The organism is Methylobacterium sp. Leaf91 (genome assembly GCF_001422815.1).
Classification (GTDB): Bacteria; Pseudomonadota; Alphaproteobacteria; order Rhizobiales; family Beijerinckiaceae; genus Methylobacterium.
In genome coordinates this window covers 65,427-81,402 of record NZ_LMMP01000052.1, presented here as the reverse complement: position 1 = coordinate 81,402, position 15,976 = coordinate 65,427, and the positions used below count along the sequence as shown (strand labels likewise).

Genomic DNA, 15,976 nt, shown 5'->3' with positions numbered 1-15,976 from the left:
TGCCAGCATGAACCAAACTAGCCTTGGGCTGAACCCGGAAGGCCAAGCTCAGCTTCCGGCTGACGTTCAAAATATCGTGGCTTCGTCTTCACGCGGCTCGATCCGTGCGTTCCAGAGGAGCGATATTCCGCAGGTCTGTCACCTGTTCTCGCAGACGTTCCGCCTCGGCAAGACTTATCAGGCGGCCAAGCTCGCGGCCTGCCTGGAAGCGACCTATTTCGATTCGCCCGGCTATACCGAGGGCACCGGCTCCATCGTCCATCTGGATCGGAACGGGGCCGTGAACGGTTTCATGGGCGTCATCTCCATGACCATGGTCGTCGGGGAGCGGACCCTGCGCGCCGGCATTCTCAGCGCCTACATGGCCGCCGATCCCGACAACAACCCCGGCATCGGCGTCAGCCTCATCCGGGGCGTCACCGCCCGCGATTTCGACCTCCTCTTCACCGACACCGCCAACCGCACGTCCCTCGATATCGCCCGTGCCACCCGCTTCGTGATCCTGCCGGCGCAGAGCCTGGAATGGGTGAAGATCCACCGGCCCGCAGGGACGGCGGCGTATTTCCTGGGTAAGCGCCTGCCCCGGCTCGCGCGCTGGATCATCCCGATCGCCCGCGTGGCGGATAGCGTGCTCCGGCGATTCCTGCCCTTCGGCTCCCCGCGCCCCGACGGTATCGTCTCGCGCCCCATCACCGCCGCCGATTTCGCAGAGGCCGCGCGTCCCTTCCTCGCTCACTACGATCTCAAGCCGGACCCGGCCGAACTCGGCTGGTTCGTCGAACAGGCCGGTCTCCAGACCAAGTATGGCCCCCTCCAAATCCGCGAGGTGGTGGATCGGATCGGCCGCCGGATCGGGTTGTATCTCCTCTACGGCCGCCGCGACGGCGTCGCCTATGCGCTCCAGATCTTGGCACTGCCCAACCGCGAGGAACTCGTCGTCGGCCAGATGTTCGTTGATGCGGCTGAATTCGGGGCCGTAGCCGTGCGCGGGGCGACCTCACCCGACCTGATGAAGGGGCTCTTCCGCCAGAAGGGCCTTCTTTATCACCACGTCATGGGAACGATCGCCTGGACGCGCGATCCGGAGGTGGCGGCGACACTTCGCGGCGGTAACGTGTTTCTCGGCGGTATCGCAGGCGAGACCTGGGCTCGGATCGTCACCGAAGATTTCTCGTAACGGGGCGGCGTCCCTACGAGGCGTACTTCACCGTGCAGCCATAGGGCTTTGCAGTCCTCACGCTCACCGGCTTGCCGGCGGCGATCTCGGTGAGGGCAAGGTCCACGTAGTTCTTCGCGGTCTTGAGATCGTCGAGATTGGCGGAGGGCTTATCGTCGATGCCGCCCTGGAAGAGCAGGGTGCCGTCTCCCGAGACGATGAACATGTGCGGCGTCGTCCGGGCAGCGTAAGCCCGACCGATCGTGCCGGATGGGTCGAGGATGACAGCGGTGGGGGAGGCGCCGCGGGTCTGTGTCAGACGGTTCGCTGCCTGCCCGTCCACCGCGCCCTGCTCGCCGGGAGCAGACGAGATGACCGACAGCCAGACGATCCCGGCCTCGGTCCACTTCTTCTGCAGGGCCTGCATCGCCTGGCCACCGTAATGCTTCATCACGAAGGGGCAATCGTGGTTGGTCCATTCGAGGACGACGGTCTTGCCCTTGTAATCCTCGAGCCGGACGGTCCGGCCATCGGCATCCGTGCCGGTGAAGAGGGGAGCGGGTTTACCCACCTGTGGGCCTGCCGCCATCGCTGCGTGCATGCACAGTGGACCGGCCAGCGCGGCGGCGATGGCGGCTCCGAGAAACATCCGGCGGGGCAGGGCCATGGCTCTCACCTTTTCGTGGTTTCCAGGGCGGCGCGCTGGTTGGCGGTATTCTCAGGGATCTTGGAGAGTTCGTCGAGGACGATTCCCGATGTCAGGATCTGCGGCAGCACGATGGGCTCGCCCGTCCCGGTGTAAAGCAGGTAGAGCGGCACGCCGCTGCGGCCATGCTTTTCCAACAGGGCGGTGATCTCGGGGTTCTGGTTGGTCCAGTCGCCCTTGAGATAGGTCACGTCACGCGCCTTGAACGCGGCCTCCACGCTCTGCGTGCGGAGCGCCGTGCGTTCGTTGACCTGACAGGTGATGCACCAGGCGGCCGTCATGTTGACGAAGACCGGCTTGCCTTCGGCCACGAGGGAATCGAGGCGGGCCTGGGTGAACGGGGTGATGCCCTCGGCCGTCGCATTCCTCATATCCGCCGAGGCCCGGTCCTGATCGAGGCCGAAGGTCAGCGCGAGGGTCGCCGCCAGGGCCGCAACGGAGGTCAGGCGGGCGAGCCCGGCGCCGATCCCGCCCGCGTGGCGGGCCCGCTCCCAGGCCCAGGCAGCGAGGCCTACGAGAACGAGGCCGGTCAGCGCGGCCAGAAGGCCGGCCGAACCGACCTGCTGGGACAGCACCCAGACGAGCCAAGCCACGGTGGCGTAGATCGGGAAGGCGAGCGCCCCTTTCAGCGTCTCCATCCAGGCGCCCGGACGTGGAAGGCGCCGTACAGCCGCCGGCCATGTGGTGAGGACGAGGAAGGGCAAAGCGAGGCCGAGGCCGAGGCTCGCAAACACCGTGAGGCTCACCAGCGGTGCCTGCGTGAGTGCGAACCCTACCGCAGAGCCCATGAAGGGGGCAGTGCAGGGGGTGGCCACCACCGTTGCCAGGATGCCGGTGAAGAACGAACCTTCGAGCCCCGCCCGCCGGGTCAGCCCATCGCCGAGCCCGGCGATTCCGCCGCCCAGATGGACCACACCGGAGAGGCTGAGGCCCATCGCGAAGAGCAGGTAGGCGAGGCCCGCCACCACGAGGGGTGATTGCAGCTGGAAGCCCCAGCCGATCCCGGCGCCCGCGCCCTTGAGGGCGATGAGCAGCCCCGCCAGGGAGAGAAAGGCGGCGAGGACGCCGGCGGTATAGGCGAGACCGTGCAGGCGCACGCGGGAGGCCGGCTCGCCCGAATGCTTGACGAGGCTCAGCACCTTGATCGACAGCACGGGAAAGACGCAGGGCATCAGGTTGAGGAGGAGCCCGCCGAGGAAGGCGAGGCCGGCCGCACTCCACAGGGTCAGGCTTTCCTCGGGCGACGCCTGTCGCGCCGTGGGCGCTGTCTCCCCCGGAATTGCCCCACCGGGAGACGCCGCCGGCGCGTCGCCGATGGCATAGGAGCGCTGGACCGTGCCATCGGCGGTTTGCTCGTCGAAGGTGAAGACGCCGGGAAGCTCCGTCGGCGCGGGCTCGCCGGGTGTCGCCCGCGCAAGGCTCAAACGGAACCCCTTGTCGTCGATGGTCAGGGTCTGCGGAGCGGCGTTCTCGATCGCCGTCTCGGAATAGGGGAAGAAGGCCGGCTGGCGGATCGCGTCGGGTTTCAGGCCGGGCGCGTCGGCTGTGAGGACCAGCCTGTCGCCCTCGCTCGTGAGTTTCACCGGCCAGGGCGAGGGAACGGGGAGGGCCGCGCGGGCATCCTCGAACAGCAGGATGTTGGTGGCCGAACTGCCGGTGCTGGTTCCTGGAGCGGCCACCGGGACGCTCAGCTTCAGGTCGGCGGACCCCGGAATGCATTCGCGCTCGCAGACGAGGTAGGTGAGCTTGGCCGTGAGTGTCACGGCCTTGCCGGGCGGCAGCACCGCCGGCGGGGTCACCTCGGCCAGCAGCACCGTCTCACCATCGAAACCGAAATTCACCAGGTGAGCCACTGGAATGCGGCTCGGCGTCGGCCACTGGATCGCGCCCGCCGTGAAGCCCTGCGGCAGCGACCAGGCGACTTCCGGCGAAAGACCGGAATCGCCCGGATTGCGCCAGTAGACGTGCCAGTGCGGGCGCATCACCATGCGGATACCGATGGTGAAGGGTTCCCCGGCCCGGATCGCGCCCGGCTCGGCCACGAGGTTCGCCTTGACGAGGTCGGCCGGCGGCTTGAGGCCTTGCGCCGAGGCGCCAGCCGCACCGATCAGCGCGAGGAGCAGGAGGGCGAGGAGCCGGATCATCGAAACCTTGAGGCGGAGGGGGCACCGAACATGGCACCCTGACGCCTAGATATGGCCGTTTGGTGCCGGGGTAAAACCGGCGGCGCGCGATTGCCCGCGACGGAATCGCCGCAATGGTGCGCTTCACGTGAGTCGGCGAGGTTCACAGGAAGCGTCGGGGGTCGAAGGGCGCGAGGGGGATTTCCGGTGTCGCGCCGCCTACGAGCTGGGCAACGAGGCGTCCGGTCCGCGCCGAACCGACAAGACCCACATGGCCATGGCCGAAGGCGTAGACGACATCCGTGGTCTTGCGCGCCGTGCCGATACAGGGCCGCCCATCCGGCATACTTGGGCGGTGGCCGAGCCAGACCTTCAGGCGGTCGGCCGGTATCGGGTTCGGCAATTCGGGAAACATCGAGATCAGGTGGTCGCGCAGGATCTCCGCGCGCTTCCAGTTGGGGGCCGCCGCCAGCCCGGCGAACTCCACCTGACCAGCCGCGCGCAGGCCGCCATTCATGAAGTTCACGATCATCTTGGCATCCGATGCCATGACCGGCGTGCGCGGCCCCGCCTCGGCACCGGTCACCATGACGTGGTAGCCGCGCTCGCTCTCCAATGGCAGCGGATCGCCGAGGGACGCGGCGAGAGGCTTAGACCGGGCGCCCGCCGCGACGACGGCGCGGTCGCAGGGTATCTCGCCCTGTTCCGTCGTGACGGCGGCGAGGCGCCCGCGTTCAAGCCGGAACCCGGTCGCGCGGGTGGCGATCCGGGCGGCCCCGCGCGCCTGTGCCAGATCGGACAGGGCGGCGACGTATCCGCCGGGATCGCGGCAATGGCCGGCCTCCTCGACCACGAGGCCGAACGTGTAGCGCCGATGCAAGGTCGGCTCCCTCTGCCGCAACTCATCGGCCGAGAGTTCGAGCCACGTGACGCCGACCCTGCGCCTGATCTCCCAGGACCGCGCCTCGCGCTCGAAGGCCGCCCGGTCGGGATAGACATGCAGCACGCCGCGCCGCTCGACGAGTTGCGGGACCCCCGCCTCCTCGGCGAGCGTCGCGTGGAGCTTGGGCGCATCGACGAGGAGTGTCCGCAGGGCGCGTGCGGTCCGCTCGATCCGGGGCGTGGTGGAGGCGGCGAGCAGAAACCGCGTGAGCCAGGGCATCACCTTCGGCAGGTAGGCCCACCGGATCGAGAGCGGCCCGAGCGGATCGAGGAGGAAGGACGGCACCCGCTTCCACATGCCGGGCTCGGCCGGTGGGATGACCGAATGCGACGAGAGCCAGCCGGCATTGCCATAGCTCGACGCCTGCTCGCCGCCAGGAGAACCGGGATCGACTACGGTGACTCGGTGGCCCGCCCGCAGGCATTCGATGGCGCTCACCGTCCCGACCGCGCCTGAGCCGATGACGACCACGTGAAGACCCGTCTGGGCGGTCATCGGTTCTGTTCCCGTGCGGATATGTCGATGAGCCTCGTCATCAAGCGCGGCGCCCGTTCGCCTGCAAAGGCCGCGTCGCCGCTTCGAGCCACACCCGCGTCTCGTCGTCGAGATCGGCGTTCAGGGCGTCCCGCACCCGCGCGTGATACGAATCGATCCAGGCGATCTCGGCCTCGTCCAGCAGCGAGAGGTCGATGAGGCTGGCATCGTAGGGGGCGAGCGTCAGGGTCTCGAAGCCGAGCATCGGCCGGTCCCCGCCGGGGATCGCCCGTTCTTCCACGAGGACGAGGTTCTCGATGCGGATGCCGTAGGCGCCGGCCCGGTAGTAGCCGGGCTCGTTGGAGAGGATCATGCCGGGCGAGAGGGCGGTGGTGCCGGTCTTGGCGATGCGCTGCGGGCCTTCATGGACGGAGAGGAATGCACCGACGCCGTGGCCGGTGCCGTGATCGAAATCGAGCCCCGCCTCCCAGAGCGGCGCGCGGGCGAAGGAATCGATCTGGGCGCCCGTGGTGCCCTTCGGGAACATTGCCCGCGCGATGGCGATATGGCCCTTGAGCACGCGCGTGAAGCGGTCGCGCATCTCGTCCGTCGGCGTTCCAATCGCGACTGTGCGGGTGATGTCGGTGGTACCGTCGGCATATTGCGCGCCCGAATCCACGAGGAACAGTTCGCCCTCGCCGACCGTACGGTCTGTGTCGCGGGTCACGCGGTAATGCACGATGGCGCCGTTGGGGCCGCTGCCCGAGATGGTCGGGAATGAGATGTCCCGCAACAGGCCGGTCTCGCCGCGAAAATCCTCCAGAGCCTCCACAGCGGCGATCTCGGTGAGGTGGCCGCCCAGCGCCTGCCGCGAGAGCCAGGCGAGAAAGCGGGTCACCGCGATCCCGTCGCGCTGATGGGCCGCGCGTGATCCGGCGATCTCGCCCGCATTCTTCACCGCCTTCATCAGCGTGATCGGGTCCGGGCCGGGATCGACCCGGCCCCCGGCCTGTTCCACCAGTGTCGCCAGCGCCGACGCGCCGGTGGCGGAATCGAGCCTGATCCTGGACTCTCCGGCAGCGAGAGCGGCGAGGGCGACGTCGAAATCTGTCCGCCCGGCGATGTCCGCGGCGGACGAGAGCGCGTCCCGCAAGGCGGGATCGATGGCGGACGAGGTCAGGTAGAGGGCGGCGCGTCCCGTCCGGGGGACGACGGCATAGCCCAGCGCCAGGGGCGTATGCGCCACGTCGCCGCCGCGCAGGTTGAAGGCCCAGGCGAGATTATGCGGATCGGAGATCACCAGGGCGTCGCAGCCGCCGCGTCCCAACGCTTCGCGGATGCGGCTCAGCTTGGCCTCGACGGATTCCCCGGCGAGTTCGAGGGGATGCGCCACCACCGCGCCCGCGGGAGAGGCCGGCCTGCCGGTCCAGACTGCATCGACGAGGTTCTCAGGGACCGGCGTGATGCGGGCCCCAGCCTTGGTCGCCGCCTTCTCCAATTTGGCGACGCCCTCGGCGGTGTGAAGCCATGGATCGTAGCCAAGTACAGAACCCTGCCTCAGATGCCGGCCGATCCAGGCTTCGAGACTGGTTTCGGCGAGCTGAACCGGGGTGAGGATCGTGGTGTCCACCTGGGCGGGGGCCTGCAGCGTGTAGCGCCCGTCCACCACCAGGGCCGCTTCGCCGGCAAGGATCACGGCAGTGCCGGCCGAGCCGGTGAAGCCCGTGAGCCAGGCGAGGCGTTCGGCATTCGCGGGCACGTATTCCGACTGATGCTCGTCGGCGCGGGGCACCACGAACCCATCGATCCCCGCCCGCCGCATCGCCTCCCTCAGGGCGGCGATGCGCGTCGCGCCCTCCCGGTGGCTCGGATCGTCGAAGGTCTGGAAGCGGGCGCGGCTCATGATGCCGAGAGTTACGCGCCGCCGGACGAGGCGGCAACCGCCCTCAGAGCGGGCGCGGTGCCGCTCCGCCGCGCTTGAGCACGAGCGTCGCCCAGCCTTCGATCAGGCCATGCCGGGCGAGATGGAAGCCGCGATGGCGATAGGTCGAGAGAACGCCGGGGACGTCGCGCTCGATCAGTCCAGAAAGGATGAGCACGCCGTGATCCGCCACCGTCGCGGTGAGGGTCGGTGCGAGGCGCTTCAGGGGCCGGGCGAGGATGTTGGCGAAGACCACGTCGAAGCGCCGGCTCCGGTTCGCGCTCGCATGGCGCACGCCGGGTCCGACATAGAGCCGGACGAGGCCACCGAGACCGTTCAAACGGGCATTGCCCTTGGCGGTGGAGACCGCCTCGGGGTCGAGGTCGCCGGCATGGACCGGCTGGTGCAGGGCCTTGGCCGCCGCGAAGGCGAGGATGCCGGTGCCCGTGCCCACATCGAGCACATGCGCCGGTCGGCCTTTCTTCATGACATCGACCAGGGCCTTGAGGCAGCCCAGCGTCGTGCCGTGATGCCCGGTGCCGAACGCGAGAGCCGCCTCGATCTCTATGGCGAGGTCGTTCGGACGTATCGTGTGGCGGTCATGCGAGCCATGGACGAGAAACCGCCCGGCGCGGACCGGATTCAGCCCCTCCAGGGAGGCTCGAACCCAATCCTGCTGGTCGATCGTCTCGAAGATGGCGGCGTCGGCCTGTTCGCCCACGAGGGGGCGGATCAGGTCGCGGACCATCTCCTCGTCCGGCGCATCGGCGAAATAGGCCTCCAGCCGCCAGGTCTTGCCATCCTCCGCCTCGAAAGCGGCGACGGCCGTCTCCGTCGGGTCGAACATCTCGCCCAGGATATCGGTCATGGCCCGCGCCGACCTCTCGTCGGTGAGGAGGCGCAGCACGTGGGTCGGACGGTTGGGGTGAAGGCCTTCGAGCATGAAAGGGGCTCTAGCATCCGTGAGGATTCCCCGCCACCGTCGCGGAACCGTGCGCTGCCATCGGCGTTTTCCTGCGCTTCTCCTGTCGTCCCCGTGGCGTTCGAGGGTGCGGTGTTGAGTACGAACCAGAAGAAAAACATGACCCGGGCCCCCGTGGCCATCGTCGGCAAGAGGACCGCCAGGCGTCTCCGTCGCAACGGAACGTCGGGTCTCCTGGATTCCGAGCCGAATTTCGAGCCTGTCCCGGGCTCGATGCTGGTGCTTCTCAGCCGGCTGCATCGTGCCGAGCGTCAGGCAGCGAGTGAGGACGACGTATCGAAGCCCTGATCCTGGACAGGATTCCGTGCTATCGACGCCTCCGGCGGATGAGGGAGCGCGCGTCGTCATGATCCAGTGCAGAGGCACCCGGTCCCCCGAGAGCCGGCGCTGATCCGTCGCCGGTGATCGCTCTGACACCCGACGAATGGACAGCCATCGGCCTCAGCCTGCGGGTCGCTGCCGTGGCCACGCTGGCGAGTTTGATCCCCGGTCTCTTCGTCGCCATGCTGCTGGCGCGTGGGCGTTTTCACGGCCGCGCCCTGCTCGATGGCCTCGTCCACCTTCCCCTGATCCTGCCGCCTGTAGTGACGGGATATCTTTTGCTCCTGTCGTTCGGGCGGCGCGGCACCTTCGGTGCGGCGCTCGCCGAGGTCGGGATCGTGTTCTCGTTCCGCTGGACCGGAGCAGCCCTGGCCTGCGCGATCATGGGGTTCCCCCTCATGGTTCGGGCCATGCGCTTGTCCATCGAAGCGGTGGACCGACGCCTCGAACAGGCGGCCGCCACGCTCGGAGCACGGCCGAGCGCGGTTTTCCTCACCGTCACCCTTCCGCTCGCCATGCCGGGGATTCTCGCCGGGGCGGTGCTGGCTTTCGCCAAGGCGATGGGCGAGTTCGGTGCCACCATCACCTTCGTCTCGAACATCCCCGGCGAGACCCAGACACTGCCATCCGCGATCTACAGTCTGACACAGGTGCCGGGCGGGGAGGCAGGTGCTTTGCGCCTCACCCTGATCTCGGTGGCCCTGTCGATGACGGCTCTTCTCGTGTCCGAGCTACTGGCCCGCCGCCTCGCCCGCCGCCTTGGAACCGGGTGAGGCCCTCTATGTCCACGACGCTCGATATCGACGTCTTGCTGAACCGGGGTGCCTTCAGCCTCGAAGTCGCCTTTGCCGCCGGCCCTGGCCTGACCGCCTTGTTCGGTCGCTCGGGCTCGGGCAAGACCACGGTGATCGATCTCATCGCCGGGTTGGCACGACCGGATCGGGGTCGCATCGCGGTGACCGGTGAGACGTTGCTCGATACGGAGCGCGGGATCGCCGTGCCGGTTCATCGCCGGCGTATCGGCGTGGTGTTCCAGCAGGCGCGACTGATGCCGCATCTCTCGGTACGCCGGAACCTCGGCTATGGCCGAGCCTTCGCCCGCGGCCGCAGCGACGGCATCGCCTTCGAGGGCGTCGTCGACCTGCTGGGGCTTGGCCATCTGCTCGAACGGCGACCGGCGGGTCTCTCGGGTGGTGAAGCGCAAAGAGTAGCGATCGGCCGGGCCCTGCTCAGCCGGCCCCGGCTCCTGCTCATGGACGAGCCCCTCGCTGCCCTCGATGAGGGCCGCAAGGCTGAGATCCTTCCCTACATCGAGCGACTGCGCGACGAGGCCGGCTTGCCCATCGTCTATGTCAGCCACGCGGTCTCGGAGGTGGCGCGACTGGCGCGCACCGTCGTCGTGCTCGAAGCGGGTCGCGTCGCTGCCGTTGGAGCGGCTGATACCGTCCTCCGGCAGGCCGATCTTCTCGCTACGCAGGAGGCCGAAGCCGGTGCGATCCTCGACATGATCGTGGAGGAGACGGATTCCGAGACCGGCCTGACCCGTCTGAGCGGACGCGTCGGTCGCCTGTGGGTTCCCCGCTTGCTACGAAGCATCGGCACAGCCGTCCGCATCCGCGTGCCGGCGCGGGACGTTCTCCTCGCGACGCAAGCCCCTGTCGGCTTGAGCGCGCGCAATATTCTGGAAGGGCATGTCGTCTCGATCCATGCCTTCGGGGAAGCGGCCGCCATGGTTCAGATCGATTGCCACGGCGTACTGCTCGCCGCCCGCCTGACCCGCGCCTCGGTGCGCGATCTCGCCCTTGCGCCCGGCCGCGCCGTCTATGCCGTGGTGAAAAGCATCGCTTTCGATCCCCAGGGGGTGGGGACGGCCGGGCCCGCGCCGGTGGAGATCTGATGGCGGGCTGGTAGGATCGTTAAAATTTCATGCTTTCTCTGAACGACTTCTTTGCCGTTCTGTTGAACAGCGGTGAGTAACCGGCCCATCTTAAGAAGCGATTCATCCTCGCCATCGTTTTTGGTTGCATGACACGACCACCTTCGAAAGGGCGTGCAATGACGATCCTGAGTATTTCTTCGGTGTCGACGGCTCCCGTCGCTCCAAATAATCCATCCGTGAATTCACCGACGCCGGTGCCCAAGGCTGCGCCCGTGACGCGCGTCGCCACGCCTCTGGACTCGCCTGTGAAGTTCGATGTTCGCCGGGACGAAACACCCGCCGCCGATGAACCGGCGTCCAAGTCGGATATTGGGCTGCCCACCGCGGATGAGCGTCGGGTCACCGTGGATCAGGACACCAAGAGCATCGTGTATCAGGTAGTGGACCCCGATTCCGGCGACGTGGTCGTGCAACTGCCCGAGGCCACTCTCCTGAGAGCGCGCGCCTATGCGGAAGCGACGGCGAATCGGGCCAGCGCCTTCCGGGCGACGGAAGACGAGCAGCCCGTGGATCGGACCGCCTGATCAGGGCCGACGCATCGCCCCATTCATCGATAGGAAACACGTAAGGCTGGAGCGAAGGCTCCGGCCTTTTGGTACTTACGCAGGACGCCCAACTCAGGCTCGCTGAGCCTGCGAACGATCGAAAAGGCTCCGCTTCGGCCGAGACAAACCCGGTCTCCCAAATGGATGCATTCAGGCGGTGTGAGCGTCACAAGGCGCGGCGGGCTCGCCGCCCGAGCCCGCACTTATCCGGGCTCCGCTGACCTCGTAGCGAGGCACGTTCCGCTGCGACGCCAGTGATGGGCGTTCGCTTCGCGTCGTGAGTGCCCAGCGAGGTGTCAGGTCCGTAGGCCGGCCGCGATCTGGTGGTTGATGTTGATGAGTGCCGTCAGTTTTTCAGCCTTGGGTTCGATCATCGTGTCGATCATGCGTTTGAACACGAAGGTCGAGAGTTCGGCGATGCTCGTCTTGATCGAATCCGGCAACGGATTCTCCGGCGCGGTCGCGGAGCCGGCGATGATGGTCCAGACTTTCTGGTTGAAGTTCAAGGCATCGTTCAAAGCCGGGCGCTGATTGTCCCAATCCGCCTGAATTGCCTGGAGCCTACCTGCCGCCTTGATAAGGACAGCTGCCTCGGCGCCGCGAGGCGTCAACGCGGTCTGCGCGACCCGCGCATAGGCACTGGCTCCATAGGACATGATCGCTCCTTCTCCCGACGCGGCCATGCCGATTCGTGCCGCTCGAATCAGACCGTAGTCGAGGTAAGGTTAAAAGACGGTAAGGCGGCGGGATCGCCCCAATCATGCCGGGAAGCTGGGGGAGGACGGAGCGACGGGGGAGCGACCCTGATCAATCCGGCGGGATCAACCTATACCGATGGCGTGCATTGCAACACATAGTCACCGAGATCCGGCTTTTTGCAACGCATCCGTCAGGTTTTGCGAGCATCCTGGAGATGGGCCGAGTCGGGCCCCCGATGGGTACGCCCCTTCACTGACATGATGAATTTTCTGCTCGGTACGCTCGCCGGAGGTCTCATCGCCGGAATCGTGACCATCGTCGCCGTGCGTCATCCGGAGGTACAGACCAAGCTCGGTCTTCATCCGGTCTCGTCGGCGCTTCTGCTCCCCGCTGCACCGCCGCGGATCGTGCCTCCCTGCAGTCTGGTCCCGGCTCGTCCCCAGGGCGACCAGAGCGTCGGCAACGCGGACATGCTGTTCTCCAGGCGACGGTTCTGGTTCGTCGCCCCGTAGCCGCGGCGCTCGATCAGAGGCTGCTGAGCAGGAACATCACCATCGTCGTGGCGACCGTCGTCGAGAGGAAGCCGCACAAGGCTGCGGCGAAGGACGGACCGGTTGCAGCCGTATGCGTAGCCTGGGACGAAAGCAGGGAGAGATCGCTATGCTGGGCGGATGCGTTCATGGGTTTGGCCTCCCGACGGACAAGTCCTCCGTCGTTCCTTGATCTGTGATGTGAACGGAAAAGCGTGGCTGTGCGTGGCCGCACCGGGTCGGCACGTGCGGAAAATATCCGCATATGGGAAAGTGTTGTCAGATACTGATATTCAGTACCGCGTGGCCGGGAAGGAGTATCGGCATCCCGGCCGCAGAGTTCAGTCGCAGCGATTGACAGATTTTGCTGCGCGCAAAGCCCGCGTTTCGCTGCGTAGGTCGATGGCGACGATGCCGGCACCGCAATCCTCGAACGCGTCCTTGGCCTCTTCGTAGCGATCGCCCACTTCATCGAGCGTGTCGCAGACCCGGTCGCGATTACCGAGCCGCGCTTCTTCACGGGCCTGGTAGCGAAGGGCTGCGGCTTCCTGGACCTTCCGTTCACCCTGGAGGCATGACGGCGCCGCCAGTATCGGAGTGATCATGCACAGCACGAAGCCAAATGCGGCGATGGGCGTTGCAGGAGCGAAGCGCATGGGGAAATCCAATTGTGCGTCTCGTTGAAGGCGGATGTCCGTCTTTCGAGTTCAGTGCCAGAGCAAGGTTAGCGCCAAAGACACGTCCCTATCGTCCAGTCTGCGTCACAAACGGCGAACTCACGGCGAAGGTTCCGCAAGTTTCTTGCGCCTGCGAGAAACCAGAATTTCGTCGAGTCGCACCGGGGCGCAGGCATGAACGTCGACCCCGACATCGTACTGGCGCGGGGCCGGCGCGAGCTTGCCGTGCGAATGGCCGTGTAGGTTGAGTGCGCCCCGCCCAATGCCGTTCCAGGTTCGGAACGCATAATGGCAGAGCACGAGCTGGCGTCCGTCCACGTCGATCTCTGCATAATGGCCCACCGAGGCCCAGGCTTGCAGCGCCAGCGTGCCGGGCCCGTCATTGTTGCCGATGATGAGGTGCTTCACGCCGTTGAGTGAGCCGACGATCTCGGCGATGCGCGTGTCGGAGGGGCCGAGCGCGACGTCGCCGAGATGCCAGACCGTGTCGTCGGGTGCGATCCTCTCGTTCCAGTTGGCGATCAACCCGGCATCATGGGCCGCGAGGTCCGAATAAGGGCGGCGGTCGATATTCAGCGCACGCCGGTCGCCGAAATGCGTATCGCTGGTGAACCAGACTGCCACCGCCCCTCCCGGCTCAGCCGCCTGGCCGGAAGCGCATGGGGACGGTGACGGCGAGGCTGCTCACGGTGACGCCAGGAGGAGCCGCCGGCAGCGATCCGCGCACGGCGGCAAGCGCCGCCCCGTCGATGACGCTGATGCCGCTGCTGCTGGCGAGCCCGGCACTGAGCACCTGACCCGACCGCGAGACGGTGAAGCGCACCACGGCGGTACCGCCCGCCGTCCCCGCCGCCGCGTTACGGTTCATGCGCCCATTGATGGCCGAGGCGAGGGCTCCCTGCCATTGACGCAGGGCGCTGGGATCGTTGCCGGAGGCGGATGAGCCCGTGCTCGCCTGCCTCGCGGACGAGGCCGAGCTGCTCGGACCGCCCTCCTGAGCGGCGCGTCGGCTGGTCTCACGCGCAGCCCTCAGCTTGGCCTCCTTGGCCGCCTTCAGCTTTGCTTCGCGAATGGCCTCGCGCTTGGCTTCCAGTTCCTCCTGACGCTTCGCCTCGATCTTGGGATCGGGCTTCGGCTTCGGTTTGACGATCTCGACGGGCTTGGGCGGCTTCACCGGCTCGGGCGGCTTGGCCACGACGGGCGGCGGGGGAGCGAGGGGCTCGGCCACTTCGGCGGTGGAAGTCACGACCTGCTCCTCCGGCGGTACCTCCGTGATCGTGTCGGGCGTGACGATGGGCTGAGTCTCTTCGGGTGGGACTTCCGCAGTCTCGGGCGGCGTCACCTCCGCCATCTCCGGCGGCTGCACCTCTTCGAGGACGTCCGGCGTCTCGACGGGGGATTCTTCCGCCGGGGGAGGCACCGCCTCCGTCATGGCGGGGGCGGACGGGGCTTCGGCCTCGGTCGATTGCGGCGCTAGATCGATGGTGATCGTGTTCTCGCCGGGTGGCGCCTTGGGTGGCTGGCCGAACAGCATCATGCCCGCCAGAACCGTCAGGTGCAGGACGAAGGCCACGAGGAAGGCCGCAGCGAGGCCCGTGGGACCTCGCTGTCCGGGCTCACGTGTCGAGACGAGGGCGTTCATCGGGTCTACCGCGTCGCTCCGCTCGCCGCAGGGGCCGCCGGAAGCGCTCCGCCCGGGGATTGCGCGATGAGGGACACCTTGGTGAAGCCGGCCTGGCCGACGAGGCCCATCACTTCCATGATCTTGCCGTAGGGCACGTCCTTGTCTCCGCGCACCAGCATGACCTGGGACGGGTCTTCCGCCGCCAGCGCCTTCAGGCGCGGCATGATCGTCTCCGCTGTCAGCTCGTCCTTGGCCAGGAACGGCTTGCCTTCCTTGTCGATGGAAATCTCCAGGGGCTTCTTAGCCTGTGCGACCTTGGCGGCGGTGGTCTTGGGCAATTGCACCGGCACGCCCGTCGTCATCAGCGGTGCCGCCACCATGAAGATGATCAGCAGCACCAGCATCACGTCCACCATCGGGGTGACGTTGATCTCAGACATCGGCGCGGAATCGAGGTCATCCTCGTCATCGCCGCCGCCGCTGGCGCGGACCGAACCCATACCCATCGTTTAGCCCTCCGGGGCTTCGGCGGCCGGCTCGATGGCCCGCCGCATGTCGTCATCGTGCCGTCGCGTCCGCGCCGGCCATGGAATGTTCGTTGCTTGGGAGTCGCCGCGCTACTCGGCGGCCGCGGCGTGCGGCACGCTCTTGCGGTCCCGCGCGAGGCGGTTGCCGAGGGTCCCGATGCTGGCGACGAAGGCGGATTGCACCCGGCCGAGATCGTTCGTGAGCTTGTTGTAGGCCATCACCGCCGGGATCGCGACGATGAGGCCGATCGCCGTGGCGAAGAGGGCCTCGGCGATGCCGGGGGCCACCACGGCGAGCGAGGTGTCCTGGCTCTGGGCGATGGACGAGAACGAGTTCATGATGCCCCAGACCGTGCCGAAGAGACCGATGAAGGGGGCGGTGGAACCGGAGGTCGCCAGGAGCGGCAGGCCCGTCTGAAGGCGTTTGACCCGCAGCGTCAGGGCGGCCCGCATGGCGCGTTCGATGCGTTCGCGCCGCTCGGCGCGGGTCTCGGTGGCGTCCTGGTCGCGCCAGGCTTCGAGCCCGGCCTGCACGATGCCGGCATCGATACCCGATCCCGTCGTCTCGAGGGAGCCGCCCGAGCGCACCAGCGTGTCGAAGGCCTTGGCCTGACGCTTGGCGGCAGCGAAACGCACCAGCTTCTCGAACACCACCGTCCAACAGGCGATCGAGGCGATCACCAGTAGAATCATGACACTTTTGACGATCGGGTCTGCTTGAAGGAACAGGCCGATGAAGGAAAAGTCGTGGGCGACAGCGGCCGGCGCGGAAGTCGGATCCATGGCGGGCTCCTCGGGGTTCGTTGGGT

Annotated in this window: 18 protein-coding genes; 6 read left to right on the top strand and 12 right to left on the bottom strand. The window is 67.2% G+C overall.

Going from position 1 to position 15,976, the window contains the following annotated elements:
- Positions 1–7 precede the first annotated feature (7 nt).
- Positions 8–1,177 carry a hypothetical protein gene (locus ASF32_RS23505; protein ID WP_244478153.1) on the top strand — a complete coding sequence of 390 codons (1,170 nt, stop codon included), beginning with the start codon at positions 8–10 and terminating at the stop codon, positions 1,175–1,177.
- Positions 1,178–1,190: 13 nt separating this feature from the next.
- Here ASF32_RS23505 and ASF32_RS23500 read toward each other — a convergent pair whose 3' ends face one another.
- The 5 genes from ASF32_RS23500 to ASF32_RS23480 all read right to left on the bottom strand — a co-directional run bounded on the left by ASF32_RS23500 (position 1,191) and on the right by ASF32_RS23480 (position 8,266).
- The gene (locus ASF32_RS23500) at positions 1,191–1,823 is read right to left on the bottom strand and encodes a redoxin domain-containing protein (protein WP_056434427.1); all 633 of its coding nucleotides are present in this window, start codon (positions 1,821–1,823) and stop codon (positions 1,191–1,193) included.
- A gap of 5 nt (positions 1,824–1,828) precedes the next feature.
- Positions 1,829–4,006 carry a protein-disulfide reductase DsbD domain-containing protein gene (locus tag ASF32_RS23495; protein WP_056434425.1) on the bottom strand — a complete coding sequence of 726 codons (2,178 nt, stop codon included), beginning with the start codon at positions 4,004–4,006 and terminating at the stop codon, positions 1,829–1,831.
- A gap of 142 nt (positions 4,007–4,148) precedes the next feature.
- Positions 4,149–5,423 (bottom strand): FAD-binding oxidoreductase, encoded by a 1,275-nt coding sequence (locus ASF32_RS23490; protein ID WP_056434423.1) that lies wholly within the window; start codon positions 5,421–5,423, stop codon positions 4,149–4,151.
- A gap of 40 nt (positions 5,424–5,463) precedes the next feature.
- Entirely contained in the window at positions 5,464–7,305 is a 1,842-nt protein-coding gene (locus tag ASF32_RS23485; RefSeq protein ID WP_056434421.1) for an aminopeptidase P family protein, read from the bottom strand.
- A 43-nt stretch (positions 7,306–7,348) separates the two neighbouring features.
- Complete coding sequence (locus tag ASF32_RS23480) at positions 7,349–8,266, bottom strand: 50S ribosomal protein L11 methyltransferase (RefSeq protein WP_056434419.1); 918 nt, start codon at positions 8,264–8,266, stop codon at positions 7,349–7,351.
- A gap of 138 nt (positions 8,267–8,404) precedes the next feature.
- On the opposite strand from ASF32_RS23480, the gene ASF32_RS23475 reads away from it, so the two are divergent.
- The 4 genes from ASF32_RS23475 (at position 8,405) to ASF32_RS23460 (ending at position 11,089) form a co-directional block, all read left to right on the top strand.
- Positions 8,405–8,593: a hypothetical protein gene (locus tag ASF32_RS23475; protein ID WP_056434417.1), complete on the top strand. Its 189-nt coding sequence runs from the start codon at positions 8,405–8,407 to the stop codon at positions 8,591–8,593.
- A 113-nt stretch (positions 8,594–8,706) separates the two neighbouring features.
- Positions 8,707–9,399, top strand: a complete 693-nt coding sequence (gene modB / locus ASF32_RS23470) for a molybdate ABC transporter permease subunit (protein ID WP_056434414.1) — start codon at positions 8,707–8,709, stop codon at positions 9,397–9,399.
- An 8-nt stretch (positions 9,400–9,407) separates the two neighbouring features.
- Positions 9,408–10,523: a molybdenum ABC transporter ATP-binding protein gene (gene modC, locus ASF32_RS23465; protein ID WP_056434412.1), complete on the top strand. Its 1,116-nt coding sequence runs from the start codon at positions 9,408–9,410 to the stop codon at positions 10,521–10,523.
- Positions 10,524–10,681: 158 nt separating this feature from the next.
- The gene (locus ASF32_RS23460; RefSeq protein WP_056434411.1) at positions 10,682–11,089 is read left to right on the top strand and encodes a hypothetical protein; all 408 of its coding nucleotides are present in this window, start codon (positions 10,682–10,684) and stop codon (positions 11,087–11,089) included.
- A 317-nt stretch (positions 11,090–11,406) separates the two neighbouring features.
- Here the strand turns inward: ASF32_RS23460 and flaF are convergent, their stop codons facing one another.
- Complete coding sequence (flaF, locus tag ASF32_RS23455) at positions 11,407–11,766, bottom strand: flagellar biosynthesis regulator FlaF (RefSeq protein WP_056434719.1); 360 nt, start codon at positions 11,764–11,766, stop codon at positions 11,407–11,409.
- 300 nt (positions 11,767–12,066) lie between these two features.
- Between flaF and ASF32_RS23450 the strand changes: the two genes are divergently transcribed.
- Complete coding sequence (locus ASF32_RS23450; protein WP_056434409.1) at positions 12,067–12,321, top strand: hypothetical protein; 255 nt, start codon at positions 12,067–12,069, stop codon at positions 12,319–12,321.
- Positions 12,322–12,334: 13 nt separating this feature from the next.
- Here the strand turns inward: ASF32_RS23450 and ASF32_RS26095 are convergent, their stop codons facing one another.
- The 6 genes from ASF32_RS26095 to ASF32_RS23425 all read right to left on the bottom strand — a co-directional run bounded on the left by ASF32_RS26095 (position 12,335) and on the right by ASF32_RS23425 (position 15,950).
- Entirely contained in the window at positions 12,335–12,490 is a 156-nt protein-coding gene (locus ASF32_RS26095; protein WP_200919252.1) for a hypothetical protein, read from the bottom strand.
- A 190-nt stretch (positions 12,491–12,680) separates the two neighbouring features.
- A complete protein-coding gene (locus tag ASF32_RS23445; RefSeq protein WP_244478158.1) occupies positions 12,681–12,944 on the bottom strand; it encodes a hypothetical protein in 264 nt (87 codons plus the stop codon).
- A 171-nt stretch (positions 12,945–13,115) separates the two neighbouring features.
- Positions 13,116–13,640, bottom strand: a complete 525-nt coding sequence (locus tag ASF32_RS23440; RefSeq protein WP_056434407.1) for a metallophosphoesterase family protein — start codon at positions 13,638–13,640, stop codon at positions 13,116–13,118.
- A gap of 13 nt (positions 13,641–13,653) precedes the next feature.
- Positions 13,654–14,658 carry an energy transducer TonB gene (locus ASF32_RS23435; RefSeq protein WP_056434405.1) on the bottom strand — a complete coding sequence of 335 codons (1,005 nt, stop codon included), beginning with the start codon at positions 14,656–14,658 and terminating at the stop codon, positions 13,654–13,656.
- A gap of 5 nt (positions 14,659–14,663) precedes the next feature.
- Positions 14,664–15,146, bottom strand: a complete 483-nt coding sequence (gene tolR, locus ASF32_RS23430; protein WP_056434403.1) for a protein TolR — start codon at positions 15,144–15,146, stop codon at positions 14,664–14,666.
- 111 nt (positions 15,147–15,257) lie between these two features.
- Positions 15,258–15,950 (bottom strand): MotA/TolQ/ExbB proton channel family protein, encoded by a 693-nt coding sequence (locus ASF32_RS23425; protein ID WP_056434401.1) that lies wholly within the window; start codon positions 15,948–15,950, stop codon positions 15,258–15,260.
- Positions 15,951–15,976: the final 26 nt, after the last annotated feature.

Bases quoted from the DNA above. Each gene is read 5' to 3' on its own strand.
- ASF32_RS23505 (WP_244478153.1), top strand. From the start codon at position 8: ATGAACCAAACTAGCCTTGGGCTGAACCCGGAAGGCCAAGCTCAGCTT.
- ASF32_RS23500 (WP_056434427.1), bottom strand. From the start codon at position 1,823: ATGGCCCTGCCCCGCCGGATGTTTCTCGGAGCCGCCATCGCCGCCGCG.
- ASF32_RS23495 (WP_056434425.1), bottom strand. From the start codon at position 4,006: ATGATCCGGCTCCTCGCCCTCCTGCTCCTCGCGCTGATCGGTGCGGCT.
- ASF32_RS23490 (WP_056434423.1), bottom strand. From the start codon at position 5,423: ATGACCGCCCAGACGGGTCTTCACGTGGTCGTCATCGGCTCAGGCGCG.
- ASF32_RS23485 (WP_056434421.1), bottom strand. From the start codon at position 7,305: ATGAGCCGCGCCCGCTTCCAGACCTTCGACGATCCGAGCCACCGGGAG.
- ASF32_RS23480 (WP_056434419.1), bottom strand. From the start codon at position 8,266: ATGCTCGAAGGCCTTCACCCCAACCGTCCGACCCACGTGCTGCGCCTC.
- ASF32_RS23475 (WP_056434417.1), top strand. From the start codon at position 8,405: ATGACCCGGGCCCCCGTGGCCATCGTCGGCAAGAGGACCGCCAGGCGT.
- modC (WP_056434412.1), top strand. From the start codon at position 9,408: ATGTCCACGACGCTCGATATCGACGTCTTGCTGAACCGGGGTGCCTTC.
- ASF32_RS23460 (WP_056434411.1), top strand. From the start codon at position 10,682: ATGACGATCCTGAGTATTTCTTCGGTGTCGACGGCTCCCGTCGCTCCA.
- flaF (WP_056434719.1), bottom strand. From the start codon at position 11,766: ATGTCCTATGGAGCCAGTGCCTATGCGCGGGTCGCGCAGACCGCGTTG.
- ASF32_RS23450 (WP_056434409.1), top strand. From the start codon at position 12,067: ATGATGAATTTTCTGCTCGGTACGCTCGCCGGAGGTCTCATCGCCGGA.
- ASF32_RS26095 (WP_200919252.1), bottom strand. From the start codon at position 12,490: ATGAACGCATCCGCCCAGCATAGCGATCTCTCCCTGCTTTCGTCCCAG.
- ASF32_RS23445 (WP_244478158.1), bottom strand. From the start codon at position 12,944: ATGATCACTCCGATACTGGCGGCGCCGTCATGCCTCCAGGGTGAACGG.
- ASF32_RS23435 (WP_056434405.1), bottom strand. From the start codon at position 14,658: ATGAACGCCCTCGTCTCGACACGTGAGCCCGGACAGCGAGGTCCCACG.
- tolR (WP_056434403.1), bottom strand. From the start codon at position 15,146: ATGGGTATGGGTTCGGTCCGCGCCAGCGGCGGCGGCGATGACGAGGAT.
- ASF32_RS23425 (WP_056434401.1), bottom strand. From the start codon at position 15,950: ATGGATCCGACTTCCGCGCCGGCCGCTGTCGCCCACGACTTTTCCTTC.